Genomic DNA, 23738 nt, shown 5'->3' on the forward strand with positions numbered 1-23738 from the left:
AGAGAGGGCTGCCGGTGGCTGCACGGGTATCGACGATCTGGTTTCTGGGCGGCGCAGACGCTCGCACCGAATTGAGCAGGTACCCACAGCCGGATCAGACCGAGGCCCTGAAAATCGCCATGTCGCTGTACCCGGACAAGGAGTTCGAGTCGCTCGGGCCTCAGCCGCTGTCGATGGCCGCGACGGTGAGCCCCGGCTACGTCTTCGTCGGCGCGTACGGCCGAGTGAGTGTCGTCTGCAGCTCCGAACTCAGCACCTTCGTCCCCTCGAAACTGCCTGATTCCTGGCACCTTTCGGCAGAGGGTGGCTCGACGCTGTTGATCAGCTCCGTCCCCGAAACCGCGCAGGGTTCGTTTGCACTGTGGGAGGACGGCGAGCTACGACGCTCGTTCAGTGCCATCCCGATCGACATCGTCGAAAATCTGGGGATCCCCCAGACCTGGGAACTGGAATTCTGGGCCGGCAACCATCCCCTGCGTTACCCGCCCGGGATCCTGCCTGATCCGCAGTCGCTTCCGTTCCACCCGCAACAGTTCGCGGAGTCCGCCAACCTCGAGTGGCTGGGATTTCGATACACCGGCGCGCCGCGAGAACACGAACTCGACATAACGCAGATTCTCCTGTGGGGCTTCAAGATTCACCGACCCGGCGAGGCACCCAAACCTGCACCCCCAGCCCCCGCGCCGATGCCCGAGCAGGCGCCGACAGAGGTACCCATGCCCGAAAACATGCCGCCGATCCACGACGCACCGGTGGCCAAGCCGCGCGGCCGCCTCGCTCGGTACTTCGGCTTCAAGTAGCGCCGAGCAGCCTCACAGGTTCACGCGGCTATCGCTGCGATCCACCCGAGCGGTACGCCGACTACCGCGCCGTAGACCACCCATCGCCAGACGGGGACGGCTCGCCAGCGCCAGACGGTCGGCGCAAGTCCGCCTACCGCAATGACATTGACGACAACCGCCAGGAGCACGTTCACGTTGCCCAGCGCGACACAGAACGCCGCGACGGCACTGGTCGAGAGCATGGCTGCGAACACCGACACCGCGATTCCGGTGAACCAGGGCGTGCGGTCCTGAGTCACCGGCCGGTCCTGACACGTTCGTAGAAGGCCATCGCCGCTGCGGTCGCGACGTTGAGCGAGTCGGTGCCGGGCGCCATGGGTATCTTGGCACGAATATCGGTGGCCCGCATCGCATGTTCGGTCAAACCTGGCCCCTCGGCGCCCAGCAGTAGCGCTACCTTCTCCCCGGTCATCGCTTCGGCCAAAGTGACCGCTTCCGGATTCGGAGTCAAGGAAATGAGCTGAAAACCGTTGCCACGCAGCTCATCCAAGTCGTGTGGCCACTTTGCCACATGCGCGAAGGGCACTCGCAGCACGTGCCCCATCGACACACGGACCGACCGCCGGTACAGCGGGTCGGCACAACCCTTCCCGAACAGAACTGCATCGACACCGAGCCCCGCGGCGTTGCGGAACATCGAGCCGAGATTCTCGTGATCGTTGACGCCTTCGAGGACCACGACGGTCTTCGCGTCCTTCAACACGTCCGAGACCGCGAGCGGTGCCGGGCGTGCTGCTGCAGCGAGGACGCCGCGGTTGAGGTGAAATCCGACGACCTCGGCCATCACTTCGGCGCTCGTACGGTAGAACGGCACGTCCACACCGTCGAGATCGTCAGCGAGCTCCAGGAGCCGTCGTTCGACGCCGAGGAGACTGATCGGCTCGAACCGCGAAGTCAGCAGTCGCTGAGTGACGAACACTCCCTCGGCGATGACCAGTCCCTTGCCCTCCGGCAGGTCGGGGCGCCGATCCGAAGAGTTGAGATCGCGAAAGTCATCCAGCCGGGGATCGGCGGGATCTGAGATGTCGATGACGTGAACCACGGGTCTATCGTGCCGTACGCACCGCGAGCCCCCACCACTACTCCCGACCTAACGCAACAGCGTGACAAAATGCGCGTCGAGCACCTGGCTGATCACCTCTGGATTGGTTCGCTCGGGATTGTCGACGCCGTGCGACGCGAGCCCGTCGGCGAGCGCATGCAATCTCATCGCCTCGATGTCGACCGAGGCACCCGGCCGTAGAAAACCCGCTCGATGCGCCGCTTCCACGAACGAACGAAAGTGCTCGAACAAGGTCCGGTCTGTCTCGTCACGCACGGCCGTCAACGCCGAATCGGCTTGGGCGGCAGCAGCAAAGGCCTCCCAAACCTGCATTTCTTCACGCCGATCTTGGTCGAGGGGAACGAACTGATCGGTGAACTGACGTATCGCGCGGCGGATGTCGGGATCGAAGTCGATGCCGGCAATCCTTTCCTCCACCCGGACGGTCACGAGCGTCATCGCGAACAGCAAGAGTTCGGACTGCGTCGCGAAGAAGTGCCGTAGCGACCCCGTCGACATCTTCGCCTCGTCCGCGACCGCCCGGACGCTGGCGCTCGCCACACCGTCTCGACGGATCACACGCCACACGGCCTCGGCGATCTCTTCACGCCGCTCATCCGGACTGCTACGTTTCACCACTTCACAAAACTAACACAGCTGTGCTAGTTTTCGATCACTAACACAGTCGTACTAGAAATGAGCTGATGTCATGATCGTCCACCTGATCATCGCGTGCGAAATCATGTTCTGGGTGTTCATCGCCGCAGGTCTCGCGGCCCGCTATCTACTGCGCCGCAAAACGCTGGGCGCCGCACTGCTCATCTGCGCGCCCCTGGTGGATGTCGTACTGCTCGTCGCCACAGCCCTCGATCTTCGTGGCGGTGGCGAGGCGAACTTCACCCATGGGCTTGCCGCGGCCTACATCGGATTCTCCGTCGCGTTCGGACACAGCCTCATCTCCTGGGCCGACGCCAGGTTCGCCTACCGATTCGCCGGCGGCCCGGCTCCCGTCGCACCACCCAAGTACGGGAGTGCGCGAGCACTGCGCGAATGGCGCGAGTTCGGCAAAGCCGCGATCGCCTGGGCCGTCGCGTGCGGACTTCTCGGCGCGGCCATCTTCCTCGTCGACGACCCCACCCGTACTGGAGCCCTCGACGGATGGATCAGCAAGCTGACAGTGGTACTCGCAATCTGGGGAGCAATCGCCCTGAGCTACACGGTGTTTCCCAAGCGTGAGAAGGTCACGGCGCGCGGCTAGCCTCGACTGCCTGTTCGGTCGCGTCGCATACGATCACCGGACGCAGGACGAAAACCGGCAGCCTGCCACCGTCTTCCGGTCGCGCAAGACGAAGTTTCAGCCCTTCGCTGCGTAGCAGGTACACCCCGGCCACAGTGCCCGAGACGAGCGAGATCACTCCGCCCACGATCAAGGGCGCACGTGGGTCCACGGAGTCGGCGAGCCAACCCAGCAACGGGCTTCCCAGCGGTGTGCCACCGAGGAAACTGAGCATGTAGATACCCATCACCCGCCCGCGCATCTCGGAAGGCACCGACATCTGCAGGATGTTCATCGCGGACGTCGTGAACGTCAACGTCAGTGCGCCCGTGGGGATCAACATCAGCGCCACCAACGCGTAGGTAGGCATCAATCCCACCGCGACCTCGAACACACCGAAAGCCACGGCGGCACCGAGGAACGTCCGCAACCGCGGCGCTTCCTTCCGTCTTGCGGCGTACGCAGCGCCGGCAAGGGTGCCCACGGCGAGCGTCGTGGACAGCAATCCGTAACCGTCGGCCTCGAGGCCGAACGTGTTGCGCGCCATCACCGCCAGGCTGATCGCGAAGTTCAGGCCGAAGGTCGAGACCATGAAGACCGACACCATGATCACGCGAAGGTCCTTGCGGCCCCATACATATCGGAACCCGTCGCGCACCTGCCCCTTGGTGCGCGGGGCCGGTTCCGACGGGATCAACTCCTTCTTGTTCATCAGGTAGAGCGCGATGAGCACCCCACCGAATGTTGCGACGTTGAGCAGGAACACCCACCCTGATCCGATCAGGTTGATCAGCACACCCGAGATGGCCGGACCGACGATGCGGGCCGTGTTGAACGTCATGGAGTTGAGCGCGATGGCGTTGGACAGGTGTTCCTTGCCCACCATTTCGATGGTGAACGATTGACGCACGGGTGCGTCGAGCGCCGAGACACAGCCGAGGGCAAAGGCAATCAGGAAGACATGCCACAACGCGACGAGCCCACCGACGTCCAACAGACCCAACACCAGCGCGCATACCGCACTCGCCCACTGCGTGAAGATCAGGATCCGACGCTTGTCGTACCGATCGGCCAGCACCCCACCCCACACCGACAAGAACAGCGTCGGGCCGAACTGCAAGGCCATGACGATGCCCACCGCCAGCGCGTTGCCGTCCGAGAGCGTCAGTACCAGCCAGTCCTGGGCGATGCGTTGCATCCACGTGCCGACCAGAGAAACGATCTGTCCGGAAGCCCAAAGGCGGTAGTTGCGGTTGTGGAGCGCGGCAAACATGCCGGAATCGGGGTCTCGGGGCACCCCACTATCTTGCCCCTCGAGTAATTCGTTTGGGCAACGACCTCTAGGTAGCGGAGCTACTCCGTCTTGTTGACCATCTCGGTGATGATCTCGACGGCACCGCGCAGCGTCGCGAGTTCTTCGCCACCCAGCCCGGCCAGCTGCTCGTTCATCCACGCCTCGCGCGCATGGGTTTCGTCCGCGAGCAACGCCTGCCCGGCGTCGGACAGATTCACGATGATCTGACGACCGTCCGTGGGATGCGGCGAGCGCTCGACCAGACCGAGCTCGGCGAGAGAAGCAACAACGCGCGTCATCGACGGCGGCTGCACTTTCTCACGTGCTGCGAGTACGCCAGGAGTCATCGGGCCGTACTGATCCAGGCTCGCCAAGGCGGACAGTTGCGTCAGCGATACCTGAGCGTCGACTCTGCGGCCGCGCAGATGCCTGGTGAGACGCACTACAGCCAGGGAAAGATCGCTGGCCAGCGCACGAGTTTCGGTGGTCACGCGTCAGACAATACGTCAAGAGCTGGCCGGTAGCTCACGTAATCGAATACCGGTCAACCCTGATTTCACGTAAGGGCGTCGGTAATGGGTCCGACAGTGAAGTAGGCCACAAAAAGTGCCGCCACGATCCAGAGCAACGGGTGGATCTTCTTGATACCACCGCTGGCAGCGTGCAGGACCACCCATGAAATGAAGCCGACGCCGATGCCGTTGGCGATCGAGTAGGTGAACGGCATGACGATCATGGTCAGGAACGCCGGGAGAGCAACCGAGAACTTGGTGAAATCGATGTCTCGGACCTGCCCGATCATCAGCGCACCGACGACGACGAGGGCAGGCGCAGCTGCCTCGATCGGCACGACGGAGTAGAGCGGCGTCAGGAACATCGCGACGAGGAAGAGCAGTCCGGTCACGACGTTTGCCAGGCCCGTGCGGGCGCCTTCGGCGATACCCGACGCGGATTCCACGAACACGGTGTTCGACGACGCCGAAGCGCCACCGCCCACGATCGCGCCCGCGCCTTCGACGACAAGCGCGCGACCGACGTTGGGGAGGTTTCCGTCCTTGTCGGTCAGGCCGGCTTCCTTACCGAGACCCGTCATCGTGCCCATGGCGTCGAAGAAATTCGCGAGCACGAGAGTGAAGACAAGCAGGCTGGCGGCCAGAACACCGATGCGGGTGAATGCGCCGAAGATGCTGACGTCGCCGACCAGGCTCAGATCAGGCATACCACCGAGCATCTCCGGGATCGCGGGGATGCTGAGGTTCCAGCCCTTGGGGTTGGTTCCGAGCGAGGGTCCGACGTCGGCAACTGCCTCGATGATCGCGGCGAGGATCGTCGTGACGACGATGCCGATCAGCAGTCCACCACGAACCTTGCGCACGACCAGAACACCCATGAGCAGCACACCGAAGATGAACACCACGGTCGGCCACGAAGCGATCGAGCCGTTGATTCCGAGTCCGACGGGAACCGTCGTACCGGCGGCATCGGGGATACGGCGGACGAATCCGGCGTCGACCAGTCCGATGAAGGCGATGAACATGCCGATACCGGCCGCGATCGCGGACTTCAATGCCGAGGGAATCGCATTGAACACCGCAGTTCGGAAACCGGTGAGTGCCAACAGAACGATGATCACACCGTCGATGACCACCAGGCCCATCGCCTCGGGCCAGGTGACCTGAGGTGCGATTGTGACGGCGAGCAGGCTGTTGATGCCGAGACCCGCGGCGATGGCAAACGGATAGTTGGCAACGACACCGAAGACGATGCTCATCAGGCCCGCAACCAGAGCGGTGACCGCAGCCACCTGGTTGACCGGAAGAATGTTGCCGAGAACGTCGGTCTTCGCTGCAGCGTCGTCAGCCGAGAAACTGCCGAGGATCAGGGGGTTGAGGACCACGATGTAGGCCATCGCCACGAAGGTGACGACACCGCCGCGAATCTCGGTCGAGATCGTCGACCCTCGTTCGCTGATCTTGAAATAGGTGTCGAGGATCTTGCCGGGTGCCGCCATGTTTGTTCTTTCCCCATCGCTGTAGGTCGCCGTGTGCCGGCGCACATGAAGCCGGTCGCACTAGGGAGAGTAGGCCACCGGGGTACGGGTAGCGTTAATTTTGTGACGGAGACTCGCAACACAACAGGCCTGATCGGCAAATTGTCCGCACCCGCGCCGGCACTGATCATCGGCACCGCGTTGTGGGTGATCGCCACGATCGTGGTCGCGATGAGCGGCGATCGTTGGTCGGATGCACTCCCGATCTGTTACGCGGGTATCGGAGTCGGCTTCCTCGGCTTCGCTCTGTTCTCCATTCAACGACGCGCAGCTGTGCGCGGTGACAAGGGCGCACAACAGGGCGCCGGTCTGGTCGACTGAGCAGGTCGATCACCCATTCAGTATGGTAAGCCTACCCTTCACTCTCGTGTCGGTCTTAGCTTGTCAATGCTGAAAGGAACCACGTAGCCGTGAAGATCTCCCACCGAAATCGTTGGAAAAGCCGAGGACGTTGGACGAGACTGACATCCGTTGCTGTGGTCGCCCTGGTCGGCACAGCACTCGTCTCCTGCAGTTCGAACGACGACGCAGCAAGTAGTTCGTCGAGTTCCGGTGGTGGCGCCTTCCCCGTCACGATCGATCACGCTTTCGGCAGCACCACGATCGATTCCGAACCACAACGGATCGTCACCGTCGGTTACAACGACGAGCAGGCTCTGTTGGCTCTGGGCATCAAGCCCGTCGGAATGGTCAACCAGTACCCGGGCGAACCGGACGTCAACCGCACGTGGCCATGGGTCACCGGCCCTTGGGGCGGAACCGAACCGACCGTCGTCGGCAGCAATCCCGAAACCACGATCAGCGTCGAAAAGATCGCTGCGCTCGAGCCCGACCTGATCCTCGCGCTCTACTCGAGCATCGACAAAGACCTGTACAGCACACTTTCCGCGATCGCCCCGACCGTCGCGAAGGATCCGGCCTACGGCGACTACGCAACTCCGTGGCAGATCACGACGAAGACCGCAGCGAAGGCAGTGGGTCGCGAAGCCGACGGCGAGAAGTTGGTCGCCGATATCGACAAGCAGTTCGCCGACGCCAGAAGCGCTCACCCGGAATTTGCAGACCAGACCGCGGTGATCATCAGCGTCGACGCGACCCCGGAGTTCTACGCCTTCTCCTCCGAGGACGCCCGCGGACGGGTTCTCGGCAGTCTCGGATTCAAACCTGCTCCCGCGGTCGAGGCCTTGATGAACGGTGAGTTCTACGCGCCGATCTCCACCGAACGACTGGATCTCCTCGACGTGGACCGTCTCGTTGTCATCGGCAATCCCGATGCCGCACAGGCGGTCCGAAACAACCCTGGCTTCCAGCAACTCGACGTGGTCAAGGACAATCGCGTCGTCTACGTCAACGACGATCAGGCTCCGCAGGTCGGTGCGGCCTTGACCGCGAGCTCGGCACTGAGCTTGCCGTGGGCCACGAGCCAACTACTCGCCGAACTCACGAAGTAACCAGCGCCCGGCGCTTTCTGATCTGCGCAGTTCCCCAGATCCACACTCCGGCCCACACCATCCCGAACGCCCAGCCTGCCAGCACATCGGTCATCCAATGGGCAGCCAGGTAGACGCGGGAGAATCCGACAGCGATCGTGTACAGGCCGAGGCTCGCGAGCATTGCCATCTTCGCGAGCCTCGGCAAGGCAAGCCGAAGAATCACGGCGGCAACCGAAGTCGCGAGTATCGCGCTCATCATCGCGTGGCCCGACGGGAACGAATACGAATCGATTTCGATCAATCTCTCCGGAACGGGTGGGCGGGTTCGCGTGAAGATGCGCTTCAATCCGCTCATCACGAGCAGACCGGTCAACATCGATCCGGCGATCAGCAGAGCTTCGGTACGCAGTCTCCGAACCAGAAGCACGATCGTGAGCAGCGTCGCGATCAGCCACGACGCCAGGGTTCCGCCGCTGTCGGTGATGACGTCGACGACGTCCACGAGCCACGCCGTCCGCTGACTCACTGCACTGTCGAGTACCCACTGATCAAAAGACATCTGCCCTCACATCCCTTGCGGCAGAGTCCACGTGCGCATCACGTGATGAACGCCGTCCGAGTCCACCCACCACGGCACGGTCACTGTCGCCTCCACCGCTCCCGTCAGTTCCACCGACAGTTCGTGATGGATCACTACCTCGCCGCCGGGAACCTCACGGCCGAGGGCTGCGAAGCCGAGAACTGCCTGCGGTTCGTTCGCGCACGTCGTGACGACGCCGGTGCTGCTCACTCGTCCGTGAACGGATGCAGACGCCGTCGCGACGTCGAGCAGATCTGCCAGTGCGTCGGCCGTCTCGAAGCTGCCGAGCACCACTCGTTGTGCAGGCAGTGCCGCTCCCAGCCACGGTCGGTCGAGAACAAGGGCGTCGCCGGGATCGACCAGATCGCCGGAAAGGCCTCGCACGAACGGCGGCAGGTGCAGTTCCTCCAGGTCGAGAACCCGTCGCTGCGCTGCCTCCCCCAGTAGTCGGTGCGTCCGCGCGACGACGGCGGAGGCCGGCATCCGTAGTGGGTCCGCAAGCCGATCGAGCAGCAGCTGAGCCAGTTCCGGATCGTCGACGGTATCCGATGCCAGCAATCCGGAGAAGAATCCGGCGTCGGGGTGTTCGGCAGCATCGAGCAATCCCTCGAAGGTGCGATCGCCCGGAGCGCGCAGCAAGCCCAGCACCTCACCGCCGAGTTCGGCATTCGAACGCAACCACCACGCCGTGTATCCACGACGGTCGGTGAGCAGCGCCCGCGTCGCCGGCGACTCGACCAGCAGCGACAACGCCTGCGGCCAGCGGTCTTCGTCCACGAGGTCGAGATCGCGCACGGCTTCGATGTATTCGGGGTCCTCGTCGAGGGTGTCCCACCATGCGTCTTCGGCGTCGAGATCGTGATCGGGGCCGGAAGGCAATTCCTCACGGACCACCGTGAAACCCCACCCGACACCGACTACCCGTAGCGCCTGCTCCCCCACCCGCTGAACAAAATCAGCGTCGACGATGCCGAAGGGAGAATCCTCGACCAGGACGCTTGCAAGGGGAGCTCCCGGAAGCAGAAGTTGGTCGGCGGACCGCAATTCGCCTTCCGAATCAGGAAGCAGCACTTCACCGATCCACGACGGCAGCGCCCCTGGCGCCACGTGGGCCGCCAATCCGAGCACCACTTGCGCCAACTCCGTCGCTACCGAATCATCTTGGTCCGCAGCATCTTCGATCAATGCGCGCAGCGCCGGATCGGACAGCAGGTCGGTGGCACTCGCAGTCTGCGCTCCCAATCGAGACAGCAACGGGTGAACCGCGACGGGATGAACCAACCTCGTCCACTGCACCGACGGCGCGTCTTCACCCAGTTCGACGCCGACGACGACGGTCCGCGGCCCGGTCACCGTCCGTCCATCGGAGAGCGGAACCGGCAGTGTTCCAAGCTCTTCCACCGCAAGAGTGTCGATCACCAGAGGCTCGAGAGCGGAATAGAGGCGATTCCACCACTTGGGTTCACGTTCCGAACCACTGAGCAGTTCGGCGATGCGCGCGAGCCCGATGCGGTGTGTCGACACCGCCGCGAGCGCTCGCTCGTGCTTGGGGCCGGAGAGCTCGGGGACAACCAGGCCACCGATGATGTCGGTGAGCAACTCGGCAAGGTCATCACCGAGCCCGGGCACCACGGATGCTCGCTGCGGCGCGCGGTCGGGCTCACCGACCACCGGAAGCCACTCGTTTTCCTGCAGCTCCTTCAGAAGCGCTTCGCGCAGAAGCGAATCCGTTTCACTGCGAGCGAAGGCCGGAATCGGAACGAGTGCCGTTCGCTGCCGAGGAGGTAGTGCAGCAAGGAACTTCGCGTACCCCTCGGCAAGCGGAGCGATCGGTGCAGCGGGCATGAGGCGTCGCCGATCGGGTTGCATTGCAATGTCGGCAATGATGATCGCGGGGATCGACAGCTCCTCGTCGGATCGCGTCGGCGCCCGCAGGACGTCGTCTGCGACCGGCTCGACGACCCCGTCGCGGACCGGCACCAACCATCGTGCGTTCGGCGCGGTGTACTGCCACCACGTGCGATCACCGATCGCGATCTCGACGAGGCCGGAATCCAGCACCCGTTCCGATCGCCGAAAAGTCTTCTCACCCAGACGAATTGATCCGAGAGCCGGGAGTTCGAGGAGCAGGTCGACAGCCTCACGTGCCATCTGCGAAAGCAGCGCTGCGGCATCTACGTCCGGCCGAAGCGTCAGCACCACTTCCGAATCGGCACCGTCGCTCGGCAATTCGCCAGAGGGCCACACCAAACGAAGCACGGGGACACCGGTTTCCGGCACGGGGAGTTCGCGAGACTCGATCTCGCGCAGAGTGTGCGAGGCAGAGAATCGAATCGATCCCGTCGACGAGCGCAGTTCCACCTCGTCACTGACCGAGAGAACTGCCGAGAATCCGACGCCGAACCGTCCCGTCACACCTTCGTCGGCGTCGACCTTGTTCGACGCGCGCAGCGCGGTCAGCGCATGTACACCGGATTCGTCCAGTGGACGGCCCGTGTTCGCCACCGTCAGCGTCCGACCGTCCACATCCACCCACAAAGAGCCCTGGACGCCCTCGCGTGCAGCTGCATCGGCAGCGTTCTGCGCCAGTTCGGTGAGCAGACGGTCGCGGTACCCGGCCTTTGCGAGGTCGGATTCCGCAGCCGCGTCTTCACGCAATCGCGTCGGAGATTCCGACCACGCGCGCAGCGTCGCCTCGCGGAGTGCGTCCGTACCGAACGGATCTTCTACTCGGTGGATACCGAATCCTCAACTGCAACAACGCTCGACGGGCGAGCCGGCACCGCAATCAGCTCGACGGCTCCGTCGTCGAATGCGTCGAACTGAGGCGAGCCCGCACCGAGCGGCAAGCTGGTGTCCGAGTGCGCGCCACAACCGTAGGACACGCTGACCACACGGCCGTCTGCGGAGAGTTCGTTTCCGCACACACCGAACGCTGCGTGCAGCGAACCGGCGAGTGGAAGGAAGAATCCACACAGTCCACACGTCGACGGCGCGGCCTTCGCCATCTCCGACTCCGGGCCGAAGTCACCGTCGAACCAACGCTGCGCGGCATCGAGTCGGCCCTCGAGGCTCATGACCTGTTTGCGGCCGAGCCCGATTTCGAGAGCTACCTCGTCGACTTCCGGGTCACCGGTGGCGACGTAGCCGGGAACGAGGCGAGGATCCTCGGCCGGCGGGGCGAGTAGGTCACCGACGGACAGATCGCCGGGACGAATCCGCTGATCCCATGGCAGCCATTCCGGCGCAACCAACGCGTCGGGACCCGGCAACAGCGCCAACTCACTGATCGTGGCGTGGGTGTCCTCCGGTCCGGCAGCGACGACAACCGCCCACTGCCAACCGCGGTATCCCGGAATGTCTGCTGCAAATCGATGGGTGGCGGCGAATTCGTCCTCCGACGTCACGCCGAGGTATGCCCCCACACCGCCTTCATGCAGGTCGACGACTGCCTTTCGGGCAAGCTCGACCGCATCGGCCAGTACTGGGCGCGGCACTGCACGCTCTGGAGAAGTAGCAACACTCACTCCTCCAGTTTGCCGCACCACCGCAAGTCCGCAACGCACTGGGCTGCCATGCTGGGCAGATGAGTAGGTCACACGCCAATTCCGTGCGCACTTTTGCAGTGGTCGCCGTGATCGCGTCGGCCTTGGCGGGGTGCTCCGATTCCCCCGGCGCTCCCGACAACCTCACGTCCGAAACCGGCTCCGTCGAGATCGTTCGAGTGTCCGCGCACGATCCCGACGCGTTCACGCAGGGCCTCGAGATCGACGGAAACCGGTTGTACGAAAGCACCGGACGCGTCGGGCAGTCCTGGGTGCGCTCGAGCGAGATCTCCGACGAGCAGTCCCCCGCTTCGGGACCGGAAGTTGCGCGTGCCGATCTCGACCCGCCGTTGTTCGGTGAGGGCATCACGGTCGCCGGAGACACACTGTGGCAACTCACCTGGAAAGACGGCGTTGCCATCGCCCGTGACAAGGACACCTTGACCGAACGAGGGCGGTTCCCACTCGACACCGAGGGATGGGGAATCTGTTCGCTCGGGGATCGGCTGGTCTCGAGCGACGGTTCGGCCACGTTGACCTTTCGCGATCCCGAAACCTTCGCGTCGATCTCCACGATCGACGTCACCAGATCTTCGGAGTCCGTCGGCAAACTGAACGAACTGGAATGCTCCGAAGACGGCTCTGTCTACGCCAATGTCTGGACCACGGACACCGTCGTCCGAATCGACCCGTCGGACGGCACCGTAACGAACGTGTACGACGCATCGGCGCTACGCGAAGAACTCGTCACGGATGGATCGACCAGCACCGTCGACGTTCTCAACGGCATCGCGCAGATTCCCGGTACCGATCGATTCCTGCTCACCGGCAAGTATTGGCCGCAGATGTTCGAAGTCCGTTTTGTTAACTGAGTCCGACATGACACAGGACTCGCAGGGGTGTGCGTGGTAGCCGCGCCGACACTAGGACAGAATTGAGTGGTGACCGGACCGCGCGAACCCTACGACCCCGAAACTCGGCGAATCCACGACGAGCCGGAGGGGCAACAGGTGCACCCCGGTTACGACAATTACCCACCCGCGGCCCGCCCGGACAATTACCCACCTTCGGCCCGTCCCGCTGCCCGTCGCACGCCTTTGCCACCGCTGCATCCGATTCCCGAATCGCGGGGAGACTCCGAATCCGCGGCCGGTTCGAAGACGCCGGGGGCGGACGCTCCCAAGGCTCCACCGATGCCTCGCAAGCTCACCGTCACTCGCGTCGCAGCGATGCGCAGCCGCGAACTGACGAACAAGGGCATCGCGACCTTCCAGCGCGCGGCGAAGGCCGACGGCGCGGACAAGTCCGGTCTGACCGCTCTCACCTACGCGGTGATGACGAACAACGCGACCGACGCGGCGATCTCCGTCGCTCTGGCCAACACGCTGTTCTTCTCGGCCGCGACGGGCGAGGACAAGACCAAGGTCGCGCTCTATCTCCTGATCACGATCGCACCGTTCGCGGTCATCGCACCGCTCATCGGCCCCATGCTCGACCGGTTGCAGCGCGGACGCCGCATCGCACTCGCGTCGTCGTTCGGAATCCGGACGCTCCTCGCGGTGATCCTGGTCTTCAACTTCGACAGTTGGATCCTCTATCCGGCCGCGCTCGGCATGATGGTGCTCAGTAAATCGTTCTCGGTGCTCAAGAGTGCAGTGACACCACGCGTCCTACCACCGGAAATAGACCTGGTGCGCGTGAATTCGCGTCTGACGGTCTTCGGGTTGATCGGTGGAACGATCGGGGCCGGCGCGGTCGCAGGTGCGCTCGCGCTCGCTTTCGGTTCCACCGGCGCCTTGTGGTTCGCGGTCGCCGTCACCGTGTTCGGCGCATATCTGAGCATGCGAATCCCGTCGTGGGTCGAGGTCACCGAGGGTGAGGTACCCGCGACCATCACCTACCACCCGGACGAAGCGCATCACGCCGGCAGCGCCCCACCGCAGCCGGACGCCAAACCTGCCAAGGTCCGTCAGCCTCTCGGACGCGCCGTGATCATCGGACTCTGGGGCAACGGCACCATTCGCGTGCTCACCGGCTTCCTGACGCTCTACATCGCGTTCGTCGCCAAATCACGCACCGATCACGAGCCGCTCCAGCAGGCCATGATGCTCGGCCTGGTCGGCGCAGCAGCCGGTCTGGGTAACTTCGCCGGAAATGCCACGGGTGCGCGCCTCAAGCTCGGCCGGCCTGCCTTGATCGTGCTCCGGTGCACTGCGTCGGTGTGGATCATCGCGGTGATCGCAGCGCTGACGGACAACCTCATGACGGCCGCGCTTGCCACGCTCATCGCATCGGCCGCCAGCGCACTCGCCAAGGTCTCACTCGACGCGTCACTCCAGCACGACCTGCCCGAGGAATCGATCGCGTCCGGATTCGGTAGATCCGAGACGGTTCTGCAGCTGAGCTGGGTACTCGGCGGCGCATTGGGGGTTCTGCTTCCGACCGAATACTGGATCGGGTTCACTGTTGTATCGGTGTTCCTGACGATCGGGCTTCTGCAGACCTTCCTGAGCTACCGAGGAAGCAGCCTCCTGCCCGGCCTCGGCGGGAAGCGACCCGATCTGGCCGAACAAGAAGTGACCGAAGTGATTTACACCGGTAAATCCAACCGAGGACAAGGAAGTACTCCGCAGTGATGATGCGCTCGAGAACAAAGAAGATCGTGGCAGCGATCAGTGTCCTGATGGTGGTGGCACTGGTTGCTTACGTCTCCGTTCTTTTCGTGATCATCAAGAACATCAACGACGACCCCGACAAGCTGCCGGTCATCACTGCATACGCACACGGCAAGACGATCGAAACGAACCCTGCCGGTTTCTGCACCATCGACCTGTCCCAGTGCGCCCAGGTGGGCGACATCTACGCACTCGACGTTCCAGCGGGCTACCCGCTGCAGCTGTCGTTGTCGACGGACGTCTCGGATGCGCAGTGGGCACTGCTCGCCGTCTACGAGGATGCCGACGGCAACCAGACCGGTGAGCCCCGAGTCTTCGAGCCCGGCGAGGCCCTGGCAGTGACGGTCGAGTCTTCGAGCGATCCCGTCAAGCAACTCGTCGGCGTCGAAATCCACCTCGCCGTCGGTGAGGGAAGCGAACAGGGACTGCTGATCTGGTCGATCAAGACCGCCTGACCCCCGGAACGTCGAAAATGCCCTGCACACCGATTGGTGTGCAGGGCATTTTGTTTCGAAGCCGTGTATGGCAGCTCGTATCGAGCGATCAGGTGTCGAGCTCGCGAGCGACGGCCCGGACGACCTCGGAGATCCGCTGAGCGGTCTTGCGGTCCGGGTACTTGCCGTTGCGCAGATCCGGCTGGACCTTCGCCTCGAGCAACGTGATCATGTCCTCGACCATGCCGTGCAACTGATCAGGGGTGTGCTTACGCTCGACGGGCTCACGACGCGTCGCCGTAGCGCCGCGCAACGACGGCGCCGGCTCGAGTACCTTCAGGCTCAGTGCCTGCGGACCGCGGCGGCCCGCAGCCATTCCGAACTCGACGCGCTGGCCGGCCTTCAAGCCTTCGACGCCCTCGGGGAGAGCGGAAGCACGGACGTAGACGTCCTCGCCCTCTTCCTGCGACAGAAAGCCGAAACCCTTTTCGACGTCGTACCACTTCACCTTGCCGGTCGGCACCGCGTTCACCTGCTCATCACTCGACTGGGGCGTCTGCCCCAATGTGCTCGGGAGGCTCTCGGAAGAGCCTCATGGCCTTGCTCGCATCGCTTCCGGTGGAAGAATGCAAAAGAACGCGCCCCACACTTGCTTCAGCGGGGCGCGCAGTCTGTTAACAGTCTACCTGTGACGAACCCGGGTCGGCACCCAGGTTTACAGGCACTATCCTCGTAGGTGTGGACCCTCAACCGAACCCGCGCACTTCCGGCACCGGAAACGGTCTGTTCCGTACGGCGATGGCACTGTTCATCGTCGGATTCCTGGCGATCGTGGCCATCTTCGCAGTCCACATCTTCAGCGACACCCCGCCCGGCCTGGCGTTGTACCTGGTAGCACTCGCGTGCCCGATCGGCTTCCTTCTGGCCATCGTCTACACGCTCAGATCCGGTCGACGCGTGCGCTGATCACTCCCGCCTCCAACCGAAAGGTCACTGACCATGAGAATCCTCCTGAACGTGATCTGGCTGGTCTTCGGCGGCTTCTGGCTGGCGTTGGGTTACTTCGCCGCAGGCATCATCTGCTGCATCCTCATCATCACGATTCCCTTCGGAATCGCGGCATTCCGCATCGGCATCTACGCACTGTGGCCGTTCGGTAAGACCGTCGTCGACAAGCCGACCGCTGGTGTCGGTTCGATGATCGGCAATGTCATCTGGGTGATCATCGCCGGTATCTGGTTGGCGATCGGACACATCGTCACCGCCGTCGCGATGGCGATCACGATCATCGGAATTCCGCTCGCGGTCGCGAACCTGAAGATGATTCCGATCTCGCTGATGCCGCTCGGCAAGGAGATCGTCGACGTGGACCGGGTGAATTACGCATAGTCGTCGATCGCGTTACGCGAAAGCGGCCTCGCAGACCGAAGAACCCGACCACAGCAGGTGCTGTGGTCGGGTTCTCTCGTATCAGGTCGGATCAGCGCCCGAGGCTACCGAGTCCGGGGAGGTTACCGAGCGAACCGGTACCAGTTCCCGGGTTGCCCGGATCGACGGGGCCGACCGGCCCCTCGGAGACCACGATGGTCACGCTCGAAGCACGCGAAAGCACGCTCTTCGCAGTGATCTCGACGCTGCCGCTGCCGACAGCGGTGGGGGTACCCGAGATGGTGCCGTCCTGTGCGAGGGACAGTCCGCCGGGCAGAGTGCCACTGGTGAGTGCAAAGGTTGCGCGCGCGTCGGCGGCAGCGAGCTTGTGCGAATATGCCTTACCGACCTGAGCGGCAGGCAATTCGACGGTCGCGGGCAGCGGATACGCGGCAACGACTGTCACCTTGCCCCCGTTGGTCGTCGACGCGATGGCGCCGGTCGAGGTGTCGAGCGCGAGGTTTTTGACCTTCTCCAGTGCCGGAACCTTGGTATCGGTCAGAGCGGTGGTGGCGCGGGTCGTCAGATCGACCGACCACAGGTGTCCGTTCATGACGTCCGCGACATATGCAATGCCTGCCGCAGCGTCGACGACCACGCCGTTGGGAATCGCAGTCGGAGACAGCGTGGTCTTCGACAGAACCGCGCCGGCCGGGGTGATCGCCCACAGGTTGGTTGCCCGGGTGTCGGTCATGTAGATGTTGCCGGTGTTCGTGTCGACATCGACGTCGACCGGGTAGAGGTTGTCGGCACGCACGATCGACTTGAGTGCTCCGCCCTTGCGTACGTCCGCCTGCCACAGCGTGCGGCCGTAATTCTCGTCGAAGAAGTTGGTGTCCGCGATGTAGAGGAAGCCGCGGACACTGTCGAAGGCGAGCTTGGTCGGCGTTGCCGACTTGTCGACCAGAATGCTCGACACGGCGTCGGCGGCGTTGGGGTCGACGACTCGGATGTTGCCTGACTTGTAGTCCGAGAAGTACGCGCGGTGTGTTGTGGGATCGACGACGACATCGTTGATCTGCGGACGCGAGCCGTCGGGGTTCTTCTCGCTCAGCGTGACCGTCTTTTCGACCTTGCCGGTCTTCGTGTCGACAATCGAGATCGCGCCGCCGTAGGAGGAGGACACGTATGCGCGTCCGAGGCCCGAGTCGACGGCAAGTGCCGACGGGTAACCGACGACGCCGTCGATGGTGCCGACGGACTTGCCGGTGTTCGTGTCGACGACGGACAACGAGCTGGTCGGTCCGCCGTACTGCGTGATGTATCCGCGGTGGGTTGCCGAGTCGACGACGATGTCGCCGGGCTGGGTTGCGGAATAGCTTCCGACAACACCGTGTGTCGGTTCCTCGGGTGAGGCGTGTGCAGCGGGAGCAGTGACGGCCAGGCCGACAGCAGCAGCGGCGACGGCGAGTGACGCGGTGACCGCACGCCGACGGTATTGCAGTTTCATGAGGGGTGCCCTACTTCTTTGGAAGACTCTGCGAAACCTGCCCAATCGAGGCAAGTCAGGCAAACCTAACCTAAGTTTCAATCTCGATGTTGAGACACGGGCCACACCTTGGGTCCGGATCGACACACCTCTCAATCGCCCGAAATTCTATTTCCACATAACGTGTGACGTTGCTCACATTACGGATGGATAACGGAACGGACACAACCGGACATTCACTCGGGCACCCCCACCTACCTGGGAAGAGTCTCCTGCGCTTTGTGTGACGCGTTGTACGTCCTTCGCCACGCCGCGTTATCAAATGGTGACACGAGCGACTCGAGCCGTTACCGTCGTTTTCGGCCGGGAAACTCGGCCACCTCCGGCCCGCCGCGCCAAGCCTTGTCCCGCGGGTACCGGACTTCCGACAGAGCATTCCAGGGACGAGGACGGGGGACCCAAAGTCCTCTGTGAGAACAGAAAAGTTCTCCAGTGGACACCGGTTCGATCGCAAGACCGAATCTTGGGGTGAAGCCAGACCCTTTCCAGCCAGGAAAGGCGAGGCCGGGCGACCTCTCAGCCCGAACCCGACAGCTGACCTCGCAGGCGCGTGTGGAGAGGATTTCGACCATCATGAGCGGACGCCATCGCAAGCCCACCACCACCGGCCGCACTGTCGCCAAGGTCGCCGTCACCGGCGCCATCATGGGCGTAGCAGGAATTGCAGCCACCGGAACCGCAAACGCTGCCCCCGACTCCGACTGGGATCGTCTCGCCCAGTGTGAGGCCGGCGGAAACTGGGCCATCAACACGGGCAACGGTTACCAGGGCGGACTGCAGTTCTCCCCCAGCACGTGGAACGCACACGGCGGCGGACAGTACGCAGCCACCGCAAACCAGGCCACTCGCGAGCAGCAGATCGTTGTTGCCGAGCGTGTTCTCGCAAACCAGGGTTGGGGCGCATGGCCGTCCTGCTCCTCCAGCCTCGGGCTGAGCAGCGGCGCCACCGAGCGTTCCGCTCCGGCCACCACGGCTCCTCAGGCAGCTCCGGCTCCGGCGCAGCAGGTCGCACAGACCGTTGCACACCCGGTCGCCGACGCCATCGATCAGGCAATCGCATTCGCCGAGGCCAACGGCATCCCGGTCGACCCGCAGATCCTCGCAGTCGCCGACACCGCGAAGTCGTTCCTCAAGTAACACCGGCAAGACTGTCCGCTCGGACGCTCGAACATCAAGAAGGCCCGCACCGATTCGGTGCGGGCCTTCTTCGTGTCGAGTTGTTATCGGTTGATGACGGTGTGCGGGTGTACGTAAGGAAGTGACTCCACCGGAACCGGAAAGGTGGTGTCCTCGCCGAAGGGTGAAAGTCCACCTGCGCGGGTCGATGACAATTCGGTCACTGCGTGATCTCCGTCTGCAGTTTCCGGCCATCCTGGATCTACATAGTGTTGCTTCGAATTGTTGGCCACGAAGTCATTTTGACAGGACGCCGTTACGCCGTACAGACCAGGTCTCTAATCTGATACCTGATGACCGAAACACGTGGCACCCCGGCGGGCAGTTCCGCAGCCGAAAGTCTGACCGATTGGCTCTCGGCGCGCAGTGACGCCGAGTTGACGGAGTTGCTGCGTCTGCGCCCCGATCTGGCCGTACCGCCGCCGAGCACGATGGTGGTTCTCAGCGGTCGGGCACAGCAACGCGCGTCGGTCAGCCGAGCGGCGGACGAACTCGACACCCTCGATTTCGGTCTTCTCGAATTGTTGGCACTGGCCGGCGCCGAGGAAACTCCGATGACGCGGGCGGAGCTCAACAGTGCGATCGCCGAACGAGCGCTGACCGGCAAGGGCAAGGTCACCAAGAAGGCCGTCGACAAGTCTCTGTCGAAGATGCGCGCGTCCGCCCTCATCTGGGGTGTCGATCCCATCAGCGTCGTCCCGGCAGTCATCGGGATGATTCCGTGGCGTGTGGGGCGCGCCCTCGAACCTGCCGAGGCGATGACCGAGACCGAGATCTCGGCTGCGCTCAACGCTCTGGACACCCGCGAGCGGGATCTCCTCGAGACACTCGCCAACTCCAGCCCGATCGGTCGCACCCGCGACGCTGCCCCCGGAACGCCGCCTGAGCGCCCGGTTCAACGACTGCTGGCGGCCGGCCTGCTGCGGTGGCTCGACGAGCAGACCGTCGAGCTTCCGGCGACGGTTCGTCAGGTCATCCGCGGCGAGCCGGTTTTCGATCCGACGACGCTGACCGCACCTGTCATCGGGGGCGACAAACTCAAGCCGGCGGACGTGAACGCCGCAGCAGCCGGCGAGGCGCTCGAGTTGGTGCGCCAATGCGAGAACGTGATCGCTGTTCTGGGCGCAGCGCCGGCCCCCGCACTGCGAGCCGGTGGGCTCGGTGTTCGAGAACTACGACGCGTGGCCAAGACGGCCGATCTCGACGAAGCGCGCGTGAGCCTACTTGTCGAGTTGCTCTCGGCAGCCGGACTCATCGCCAGTGGAACACCAGACCCGGCGCCGGTCTCGGACAACGCGGACGAATACTGGACGCCCACGCTTGCGGTCGACGGCTGGCTGAACGCATCCACAGCGCGACGGTGGGAGGTCCTGGCGTCCGCCTGGGTCGACGTACCTCGAGTTCCGTGGATGATCGGGCTGCGCGATTCCACCGACAAGCCGATCGCGGCGTTGTCCGAGGAGGGCCGCGCTCCGGCGGCTCCGCGAGATCGTCAGGCCATTCTGGGGCTGCTCTCCGAACTCGACAGCGGCCAGACCGCGTCGGCCGTCGAGGTAAGTCGGCTGCTGGCGTGGCGACGCCCGCGATGGAGCGGGCGCCTGCGGACGTTCGCGATCGAGCGGACTCTGGACGAGGCCGCTGCTCTCGGGCTGGTGGCCCGCGGCGCGTTGTCGTCACCTGGACGAGCCTTGCTGCACGGCGGGGACGCCGAAGCCGAAATGCAGTCCGCGCTACCCGAGCCCATCGACTACATCCTGGTCCAGGCGGATCTGACTCTGGTTGCGCCCGGCCCGCTGGTACCGGACCTGCTCGAGCAGGTGAGCCTGGTCGCAGACATCGAGTCGGCCGGATCGGCGTCCATGTACCGCATCAGCGAGGACAGCGTGCGTCGTGCGCTCGACGCCGGTCTGACGGCCACCGAACTGCATGCGATGTTCACTTCGAAATCGAAGACTCCTGTCCCCCAATCACTTTCGTATCTGATCGACGATGTCGCCCGTCGACACGGACGACTGCGTGCCGGAGTGGCGGCGTCGTTCATTCGATGTGAGGACGCGTCACTGCTGGCGGAGGTCCTCGCATCCGCAGTGGCCGAGCCGTTGGCACTGCGCGCCTTGGCTCCCACCGTCGCGATTTCGCAGGCCCCTCTCCGCGAAGTCCTGACCGAGCTGCGAGCCGCCGGATTCGCGCCGGCAGGTGAGGACTCCTCGGGCACGTTGGTCGATCTCCGACCACGCGGGGCACGTGTACCCAACCGTCGCAGCCGACCGGCGTCGAGGATGCCGGCGAGCCCGTCGGCGGATCAGCTGGCGTCGTTGGTCCGCACGATGCGGGCCGGAGACCGTGCTTCCGCCCCCGGCCGCGGCGGAGTGCGAACGGACGGTTCGCGGGAGAACAACGCCGCCACCATCGCCTTGCTGGCCACGGCGGCCCGAGACAATTCGAGCGTCAACATCGGCTACGTCGACGCCCAGGGGGTCGCGACGCATCGCATCGTCGACCCCGTCAGCGTTGGCGGCGGACAGCTGGACGCCTTCGACCCCGCGAGCGGCGCGGTTCGCCGTTTCACGTTGCACCGAATTACTTCCGTCAGCCCCGTCGACTCCGGAAAAAAGTAGCAAAAAAGAAGCAACTGGCTTTTTTCTGTAAATGAAGTATGGTCGAGGTCAGTTTGTGATTGCCACTTCGAAAAATGAGGAGCGACAATGGCTGACAAGGCGCCGGGTAAGAACATGAAGAAACCCGCCCAGTCGATCAAGGAACGCCGCGCGGAGAAGCGGGCGAAAACTGCGGAGTCTTCCGAGTTCATCCGTAAGCGGAAGCGGAGCTGACAGCAAAGTCCAGAAAAGACGAGCTGATTGCGAAGCTGACCAATGCCTGCCTCCACCGACACCCTCGTGCACCTGCACGAAACGTTCAACCTGTTCAAGTCACGTAATCGAGGAACTGACGCACGCTCGCGCGGGTACGCAGCGGGCATGACCCTCGCTTCACTCTGCGTCCTCGACGAACACGCTCGGCAATCCGGAATACTTCTATCGGATTTACCGCAGAAAGAGAATCAACCATCGTGAAAAGAACAATCCATACCCTGGACCGCATTCAAACGAGACTCGAATCGGAGCTTGATTCCACTCCGGGTGATTCCGAAAAGAATATCGGTTACCGGTCCGGAATTTCCGAAGCTATTACTCATGTAATGGAAATGCGGAAGTCAGTGGTCGCGCAGAAATAGGAGACGCATCGATTAGGCGCTCACCCCAATAACTGCCGCACACCACCCACCAGAAAGACGACCTGGTCCTCGTAGAAGTCGGCAAGCCGCTCCGGCGCGAGCGGCTTGCCACTTCCGCTCCAATCGTCCGCCCGGCTCAACGCCTGGAGGAAGCCCATCAAGGCAATCGCCCAGCGAGTCTCGAGCCGTTCGGGATCGGTAGCAGGAAAAGTACGACGGACCTGGTCGAGAAGATGTTCACGCAGGTGCAGCTCGGTCGCCTCGAGGGCTGGATGGCCCGGTCGTGACATCTGCGGCTGCGAGATCTGCGTGACGATTCTGATCCATCGCATTCCCCGCGTGCGATGGCGAAGGAGCAATGCCTTGTAGGGCGCAGTGACGGCCCGTACCAGCGCCTCGACCGTCGGCGGCGTCTTGTCGGCGGAGAGGGCGTCGACGTTCGCGCTGATCTGATCTCGCACCGACGTTCCCATGTCCAACAGCACCGCTGCGACCAGATCGTCCTTGGTTCCGAAATGGTAGTGGACCGATGACGGCCCGAGACCGGCCGCGGCGTTGACCGAGCGCAGCGAAACTGCATCCAATCCCTCTGTCGCGAAAAGCCTTTCAGCAGTTTTGAGCAAACGCAGACGCGTCGCGTCGCCTTGACGGTTCTGCCGGGAGTCGGTCATACGAACGAGCTTCGCACGGGCTCGACAAACGTCTCAACCGTGGCGAACGCGGAGTCAGAGTGATTCACGGTGTGCTCGCACCCTGTTGTCGCGATCCACCCAGCCGTGGGCGCGTGCGTAGTCCACCATCGCGGAGAACTTCTGTCTCCACTCGGTGTTTCCGATCCGGGCAGCGACGGCTTGCTCCAAGTGGCCGATGTCGAGCCAGACGTGATCCCCCTCGAGTTCCCCCCACGGTTCCAGTACCCGACTCAGAGTCTCGGATCGATCGTCGCCGCCAACGACGACCGAGAGACTGGTGAAGTCGTCGACACTGTTCAGTTCGACGGTCGAGGAGTCGGGGGTGATTGTGACGTCCAGTTGCATACCTCTTCAATACTCCTTCGGAAAGTGCTTGGTTCAGTCGATCGACTTGCAACAACGATATCCGACGTCATTGCACCAGATAACGTTGAACTACAGGTGATTACAAATCTCCCACTGTGCGGGAGGCTCAACTTATTGGATCAGTTGATCCATGTTAGACATCTCGATCAGAGCGAGTGATCCAAATCACTCCCCTGTCGAC

The 23738-nt window shown here is 63.4% G+C and carries 26 protein-coding genes and 1 riboswitch; of the genes, 12 read left to right on the forward strand and 14 right to left on the reverse strand.

Annotated elements, in window-relative coordinates; translation table 11 throughout:
- The first annotated feature begins 14 nt into the window (after nt 1–14).
- A complete protein-coding gene (locus tag RWT78_RS04370) occupies nt 15–800 on the forward strand; it encodes a DUF6928 family protein (RefSeq protein WP_003939696.1) in 786 nt (261 codons plus the stop codon).
- Between the two features lie 20 nt (nt 801–820).
- Here RWT78_RS04370 and RWT78_RS04375 read toward each other — a convergent pair whose 3' ends face one another.
- From RWT78_RS04375 to RWT78_RS04385, 3 genes are read right to left on the reverse strand one after another with little or no spacing between them, the layout of a single operon-like run.
- On the reverse strand, nt 821–1081 hold the full coding sequence (locus tag RWT78_RS04375) for a DUF2537 domain-containing protein (RefSeq protein ID WP_003940569.1): 261 nt from the start codon (nt 1079–1081) through the stop codon (nt 821–823).
- A complete protein-coding gene (locus RWT78_RS04380) occupies nt 1078–1884 on the reverse strand; it encodes an RNA methyltransferase (RefSeq protein WP_003939731.1) in 807 nt (268 codons plus the stop codon). Before RWT78_RS04380 ends, RWT78_RS04375 begins: the two co-directional genes overlap by 4 nt.
- A 48-nt stretch (nt 1885–1932) precedes the next feature.
- Nucleotides 1933–2523, reverse strand: a complete 591-nt coding sequence (locus RWT78_RS04385) for a TetR/AcrR family transcriptional regulator (RefSeq protein WP_030535365.1) — start codon at nt 2521–2523, stop codon at nt 1933–1935.
- A 70-nt stretch (nt 2524–2593) separates the two neighbouring features.
- On the opposite strand from RWT78_RS04385, the gene RWT78_RS04390 reads away from it, so the two are divergent.
- Nucleotides 2594–3142, forward strand: coding sequence for a hypothetical protein (locus RWT78_RS04390; RefSeq protein ID WP_003940103.1), 549 nt, complete (start codon nt 2594–2596; stop codon nt 3140–3142).
- On the opposite strand, the gene RWT78_RS04395 is transcribed toward RWT78_RS04390, so the two are convergent.
- The 3 genes from RWT78_RS04395 to RWT78_RS04405 form a co-directional block, all read right to left on the reverse strand.
- The gene (locus RWT78_RS04395) at nt 3126–4433 is read right to left on the reverse strand and encodes an MFS transporter (protein ID WP_314674264.1); all 1308 of its coding nucleotides are present in this window, start codon (nt 4431–4433) and stop codon (nt 3126–3128) included. The two genes, RWT78_RS04390 and RWT78_RS04395, sit on opposite strands and share 17 nt — an antisense overlap.
- Nucleotides 4434–4513: 80 nt before the next feature.
- Nucleotides 4514–4945 (reverse strand): MarR family winged helix-turn-helix transcriptional regulator, encoded by a 432-nt coding sequence (locus tag RWT78_RS04400; protein WP_003939901.1) that lies wholly within the window; start codon nt 4943–4945, stop codon nt 4514–4516.
- Nucleotides 4946–5010: 65 nt separating this feature from the next.
- A complete protein-coding gene (locus tag RWT78_RS04405) occupies nt 5011–6465 on the reverse strand; it encodes an NCS2 family permease (RefSeq protein ID WP_003940242.1) in 1455 nt (484 codons plus the stop codon).
- Nucleotides 6466–6567: 102 nt separating this feature from the next.
- Here RWT78_RS04405 and RWT78_RS04410 point away from each other — a divergent pair, with 102 nt between their 5' ends.
- Nucleotides 6568–6825 carry a DUF2530 domain-containing protein gene (locus RWT78_RS04410; protein WP_003940362.1) on the forward strand — a complete coding sequence of 86 codons (258 nt, stop codon included), beginning with the start codon at nt 6568–6570 and terminating at the stop codon, nt 6823–6825.
- Between the two features lie 89 nt (nt 6826–6914).
- Nucleotides 6915–7955, forward strand: coding sequence for an iron-siderophore ABC transporter substrate-binding protein (locus RWT78_RS04415; RefSeq protein WP_051649549.1), 1041 nt, complete (start codon nt 6915–6917; stop codon nt 7953–7955).
- Here the strand turns inward: RWT78_RS04415 and RWT78_RS04420 are convergent.
- The 3 genes from RWT78_RS04420 to RWT78_RS04430 form a co-directional block, all read right to left on the reverse strand.
- Entirely contained in the window at nt 7945–8496 is a 552-nt protein-coding gene (locus tag RWT78_RS04420; protein ID WP_003940406.1) for a phosphatase PAP2 family protein, read from the reverse strand. The two genes, RWT78_RS04415 and RWT78_RS04420, sit on opposite strands and share 11 nt — an antisense overlap.
- A 6-nt stretch (nt 8497–8502) precedes the next feature.
- Nucleotides 8503–11175: a sacsin N-terminal ATP-binding-like domain-containing protein gene (locus RWT78_RS04425; protein ID WP_314674241.1), complete on the reverse strand. Its 2673-nt coding sequence runs from the start codon at nt 11173–11175 to the stop codon at nt 8503–8505.
- Nucleotides 11176–11243: 68 nt separating this feature from the next.
- Nucleotides 11244–12065, reverse strand: a complete 822-nt coding sequence (locus tag RWT78_RS04430) for a DUF3027 domain-containing protein (RefSeq protein WP_037128526.1) — start codon at nt 12063–12065, stop codon at nt 11244–11246.
- A 38-nt stretch (nt 12066–12103) separates the two neighbouring features.
- Between RWT78_RS04430 and RWT78_RS04435 the strand changes: the two genes are divergently transcribed.
- From RWT78_RS04435 to RWT78_RS04445, 3 genes are all read left to right on the forward strand, one after another.
- Nucleotides 12104–12934, forward strand: a complete 831-nt coding sequence (locus tag RWT78_RS04435; RefSeq protein ID WP_074447088.1) for a glutaminyl-peptide cyclotransferase — start codon at nt 12104–12106, stop codon at nt 12932–12934.
- Between the two features lie 69 nt (nt 12935–13003).
- Nucleotides 13004–14698, forward strand: coding sequence for an MFS transporter (locus RWT78_RS04440; protein WP_223304424.1), 1695 nt, complete (start codon nt 13004–13006; stop codon nt 14696–14698).
- On the forward strand, nt 14698–15192 hold the full coding sequence (locus tag RWT78_RS04445; protein ID WP_207624414.1) for a DUF2771 domain-containing protein: 495 nt from the start codon (nt 14698–14700) through the stop codon (nt 15190–15192). The genes RWT78_RS04440 and RWT78_RS04445 overlap by 1 nt, the downstream gene beginning before the upstream one ends.
- An 88-nt stretch (nt 15193–15280) precedes the next feature.
- Here the strand turns inward: RWT78_RS04445 and RWT78_RS04450 are convergent, their stop codons facing one another.
- Nucleotides 15281–15694 carry a cold-shock protein gene (locus tag RWT78_RS04450; RefSeq protein ID WP_007733502.1) on the reverse strand — a complete coding sequence of 138 codons (414 nt, stop codon included), beginning with the start codon at nt 15692–15694 and terminating at the stop codon, nt 15281–15283.
- 215 nt (nt 15695–15909) lie between these two features.
- Between RWT78_RS04450 and RWT78_RS04455 the strand changes: the two genes are divergently transcribed.
- Nucleotides 15910–16137 carry a hypothetical protein gene (locus tag RWT78_RS04455; protein WP_003940194.1) on the forward strand — a complete coding sequence of 76 codons (228 nt, stop codon included), beginning with the start codon at nt 15910–15912 and terminating at the stop codon, nt 16135–16137.
- A 33-nt stretch (nt 16138–16170) separates the two neighbouring features.
- On the forward strand, nt 16171–16560 hold the full coding sequence (locus tag RWT78_RS04460) for a YccF domain-containing protein (protein ID WP_003939919.1): 390 nt from the start codon (nt 16171–16173) through the stop codon (nt 16558–16560).
- A 91-nt stretch (nt 16561–16651) separates the two neighbouring features.
- Here the strand turns inward: RWT78_RS04460 and RWT78_RS04465 are convergent, their stop codons facing one another.
- The gene (locus RWT78_RS04465) at nt 16652–18049 is read right to left on the reverse strand and encodes a YncE family protein (RefSeq protein WP_314674248.1); all 1398 of its coding nucleotides are present in this window, start codon (nt 18047–18049) and stop codon (nt 16652–16654) included.
- A gap of 383 nt (nt 18050–18432) precedes the next feature.
- Nucleotides 18433–18653, forward strand: a riboswitch (cyclic di-AMP (ydaO/yuaA leader).
- Nucleotides 18654–18661: 8 nt separating this feature from the next.
- Here RWT78_RS04465 and RWT78_RS04470 point away from each other — a divergent pair.
- On the forward strand, nt 18662–19225 hold the full coding sequence (locus RWT78_RS04470; protein WP_003939675.1) for a transglycosylase family protein: 564 nt from the start codon (nt 18662–18664) through the stop codon (nt 19223–19225).
- An 83-nt stretch (nt 19226–19308) separates the two neighbouring features.
- Here the strand turns inward: RWT78_RS04470 and RWT78_RS04475 are convergent, their stop codons facing one another.
- Complete coding sequence (locus RWT78_RS04475; RefSeq protein ID WP_019744939.1) at nt 19309–19497, reverse strand: hypothetical protein; 189 nt, start codon at nt 19495–19497, stop codon at nt 19309–19311.
- Between the two features lie 60 nt (nt 19498–19557).
- Here RWT78_RS04475 and RWT78_RS04480 point away from each other — a divergent pair, with 60 nt between their 5' ends.
- The gene (locus RWT78_RS04480; protein WP_217017767.1) at nt 19558–21882 is read left to right on the forward strand and encodes a helicase-associated domain-containing protein; all 2325 of its coding nucleotides are present in this window, start codon (nt 19558–19560) and stop codon (nt 21880–21882) included.
- 87 nt (nt 21883–21969) lie between these two features.
- The gene (locus tag RWT78_RS04485; RefSeq protein WP_007733507.1) at nt 21970–22095 is read left to right on the forward strand and encodes a hypothetical protein; all 126 of its coding nucleotides are present in this window, start codon (nt 21970–21972) and stop codon (nt 22093–22095) included.
- A gap of 424 nt (nt 22096–22519) precedes the next feature.
- Here the strand turns inward: RWT78_RS04485 and RWT78_RS04490 are convergent, their stop codons facing one another.
- Nucleotides 22520–23170: a TetR/AcrR family transcriptional regulator gene (locus tag RWT78_RS04490; RefSeq protein ID WP_003940633.1), complete on the reverse strand. Its 651-nt coding sequence runs from the start codon at nt 23168–23170 to the stop codon at nt 22520–22522.
- Between the two features lie 54 nt (nt 23171–23224).
- Nucleotides 23225–23536 carry a hypothetical protein gene (locus tag RWT78_RS04495; RefSeq protein WP_003939736.1) on the reverse strand — a complete coding sequence of 104 codons (312 nt, stop codon included), beginning with the start codon at nt 23534–23536 and terminating at the stop codon, nt 23225–23227.
- Between the last annotated feature and the right edge of the window lie 202 nt (nt 23537–23738).

It is taken from the genome of uncultured Rhodococcus sp. (genome assembly GCF_963525155.1).
Lineage (GTDB): Bacteria > Actinomycetota > Actinomycetes > Mycobacteriales > Mycobacteriaceae > Rhodococcus_F > Rhodococcus_F qingshengii.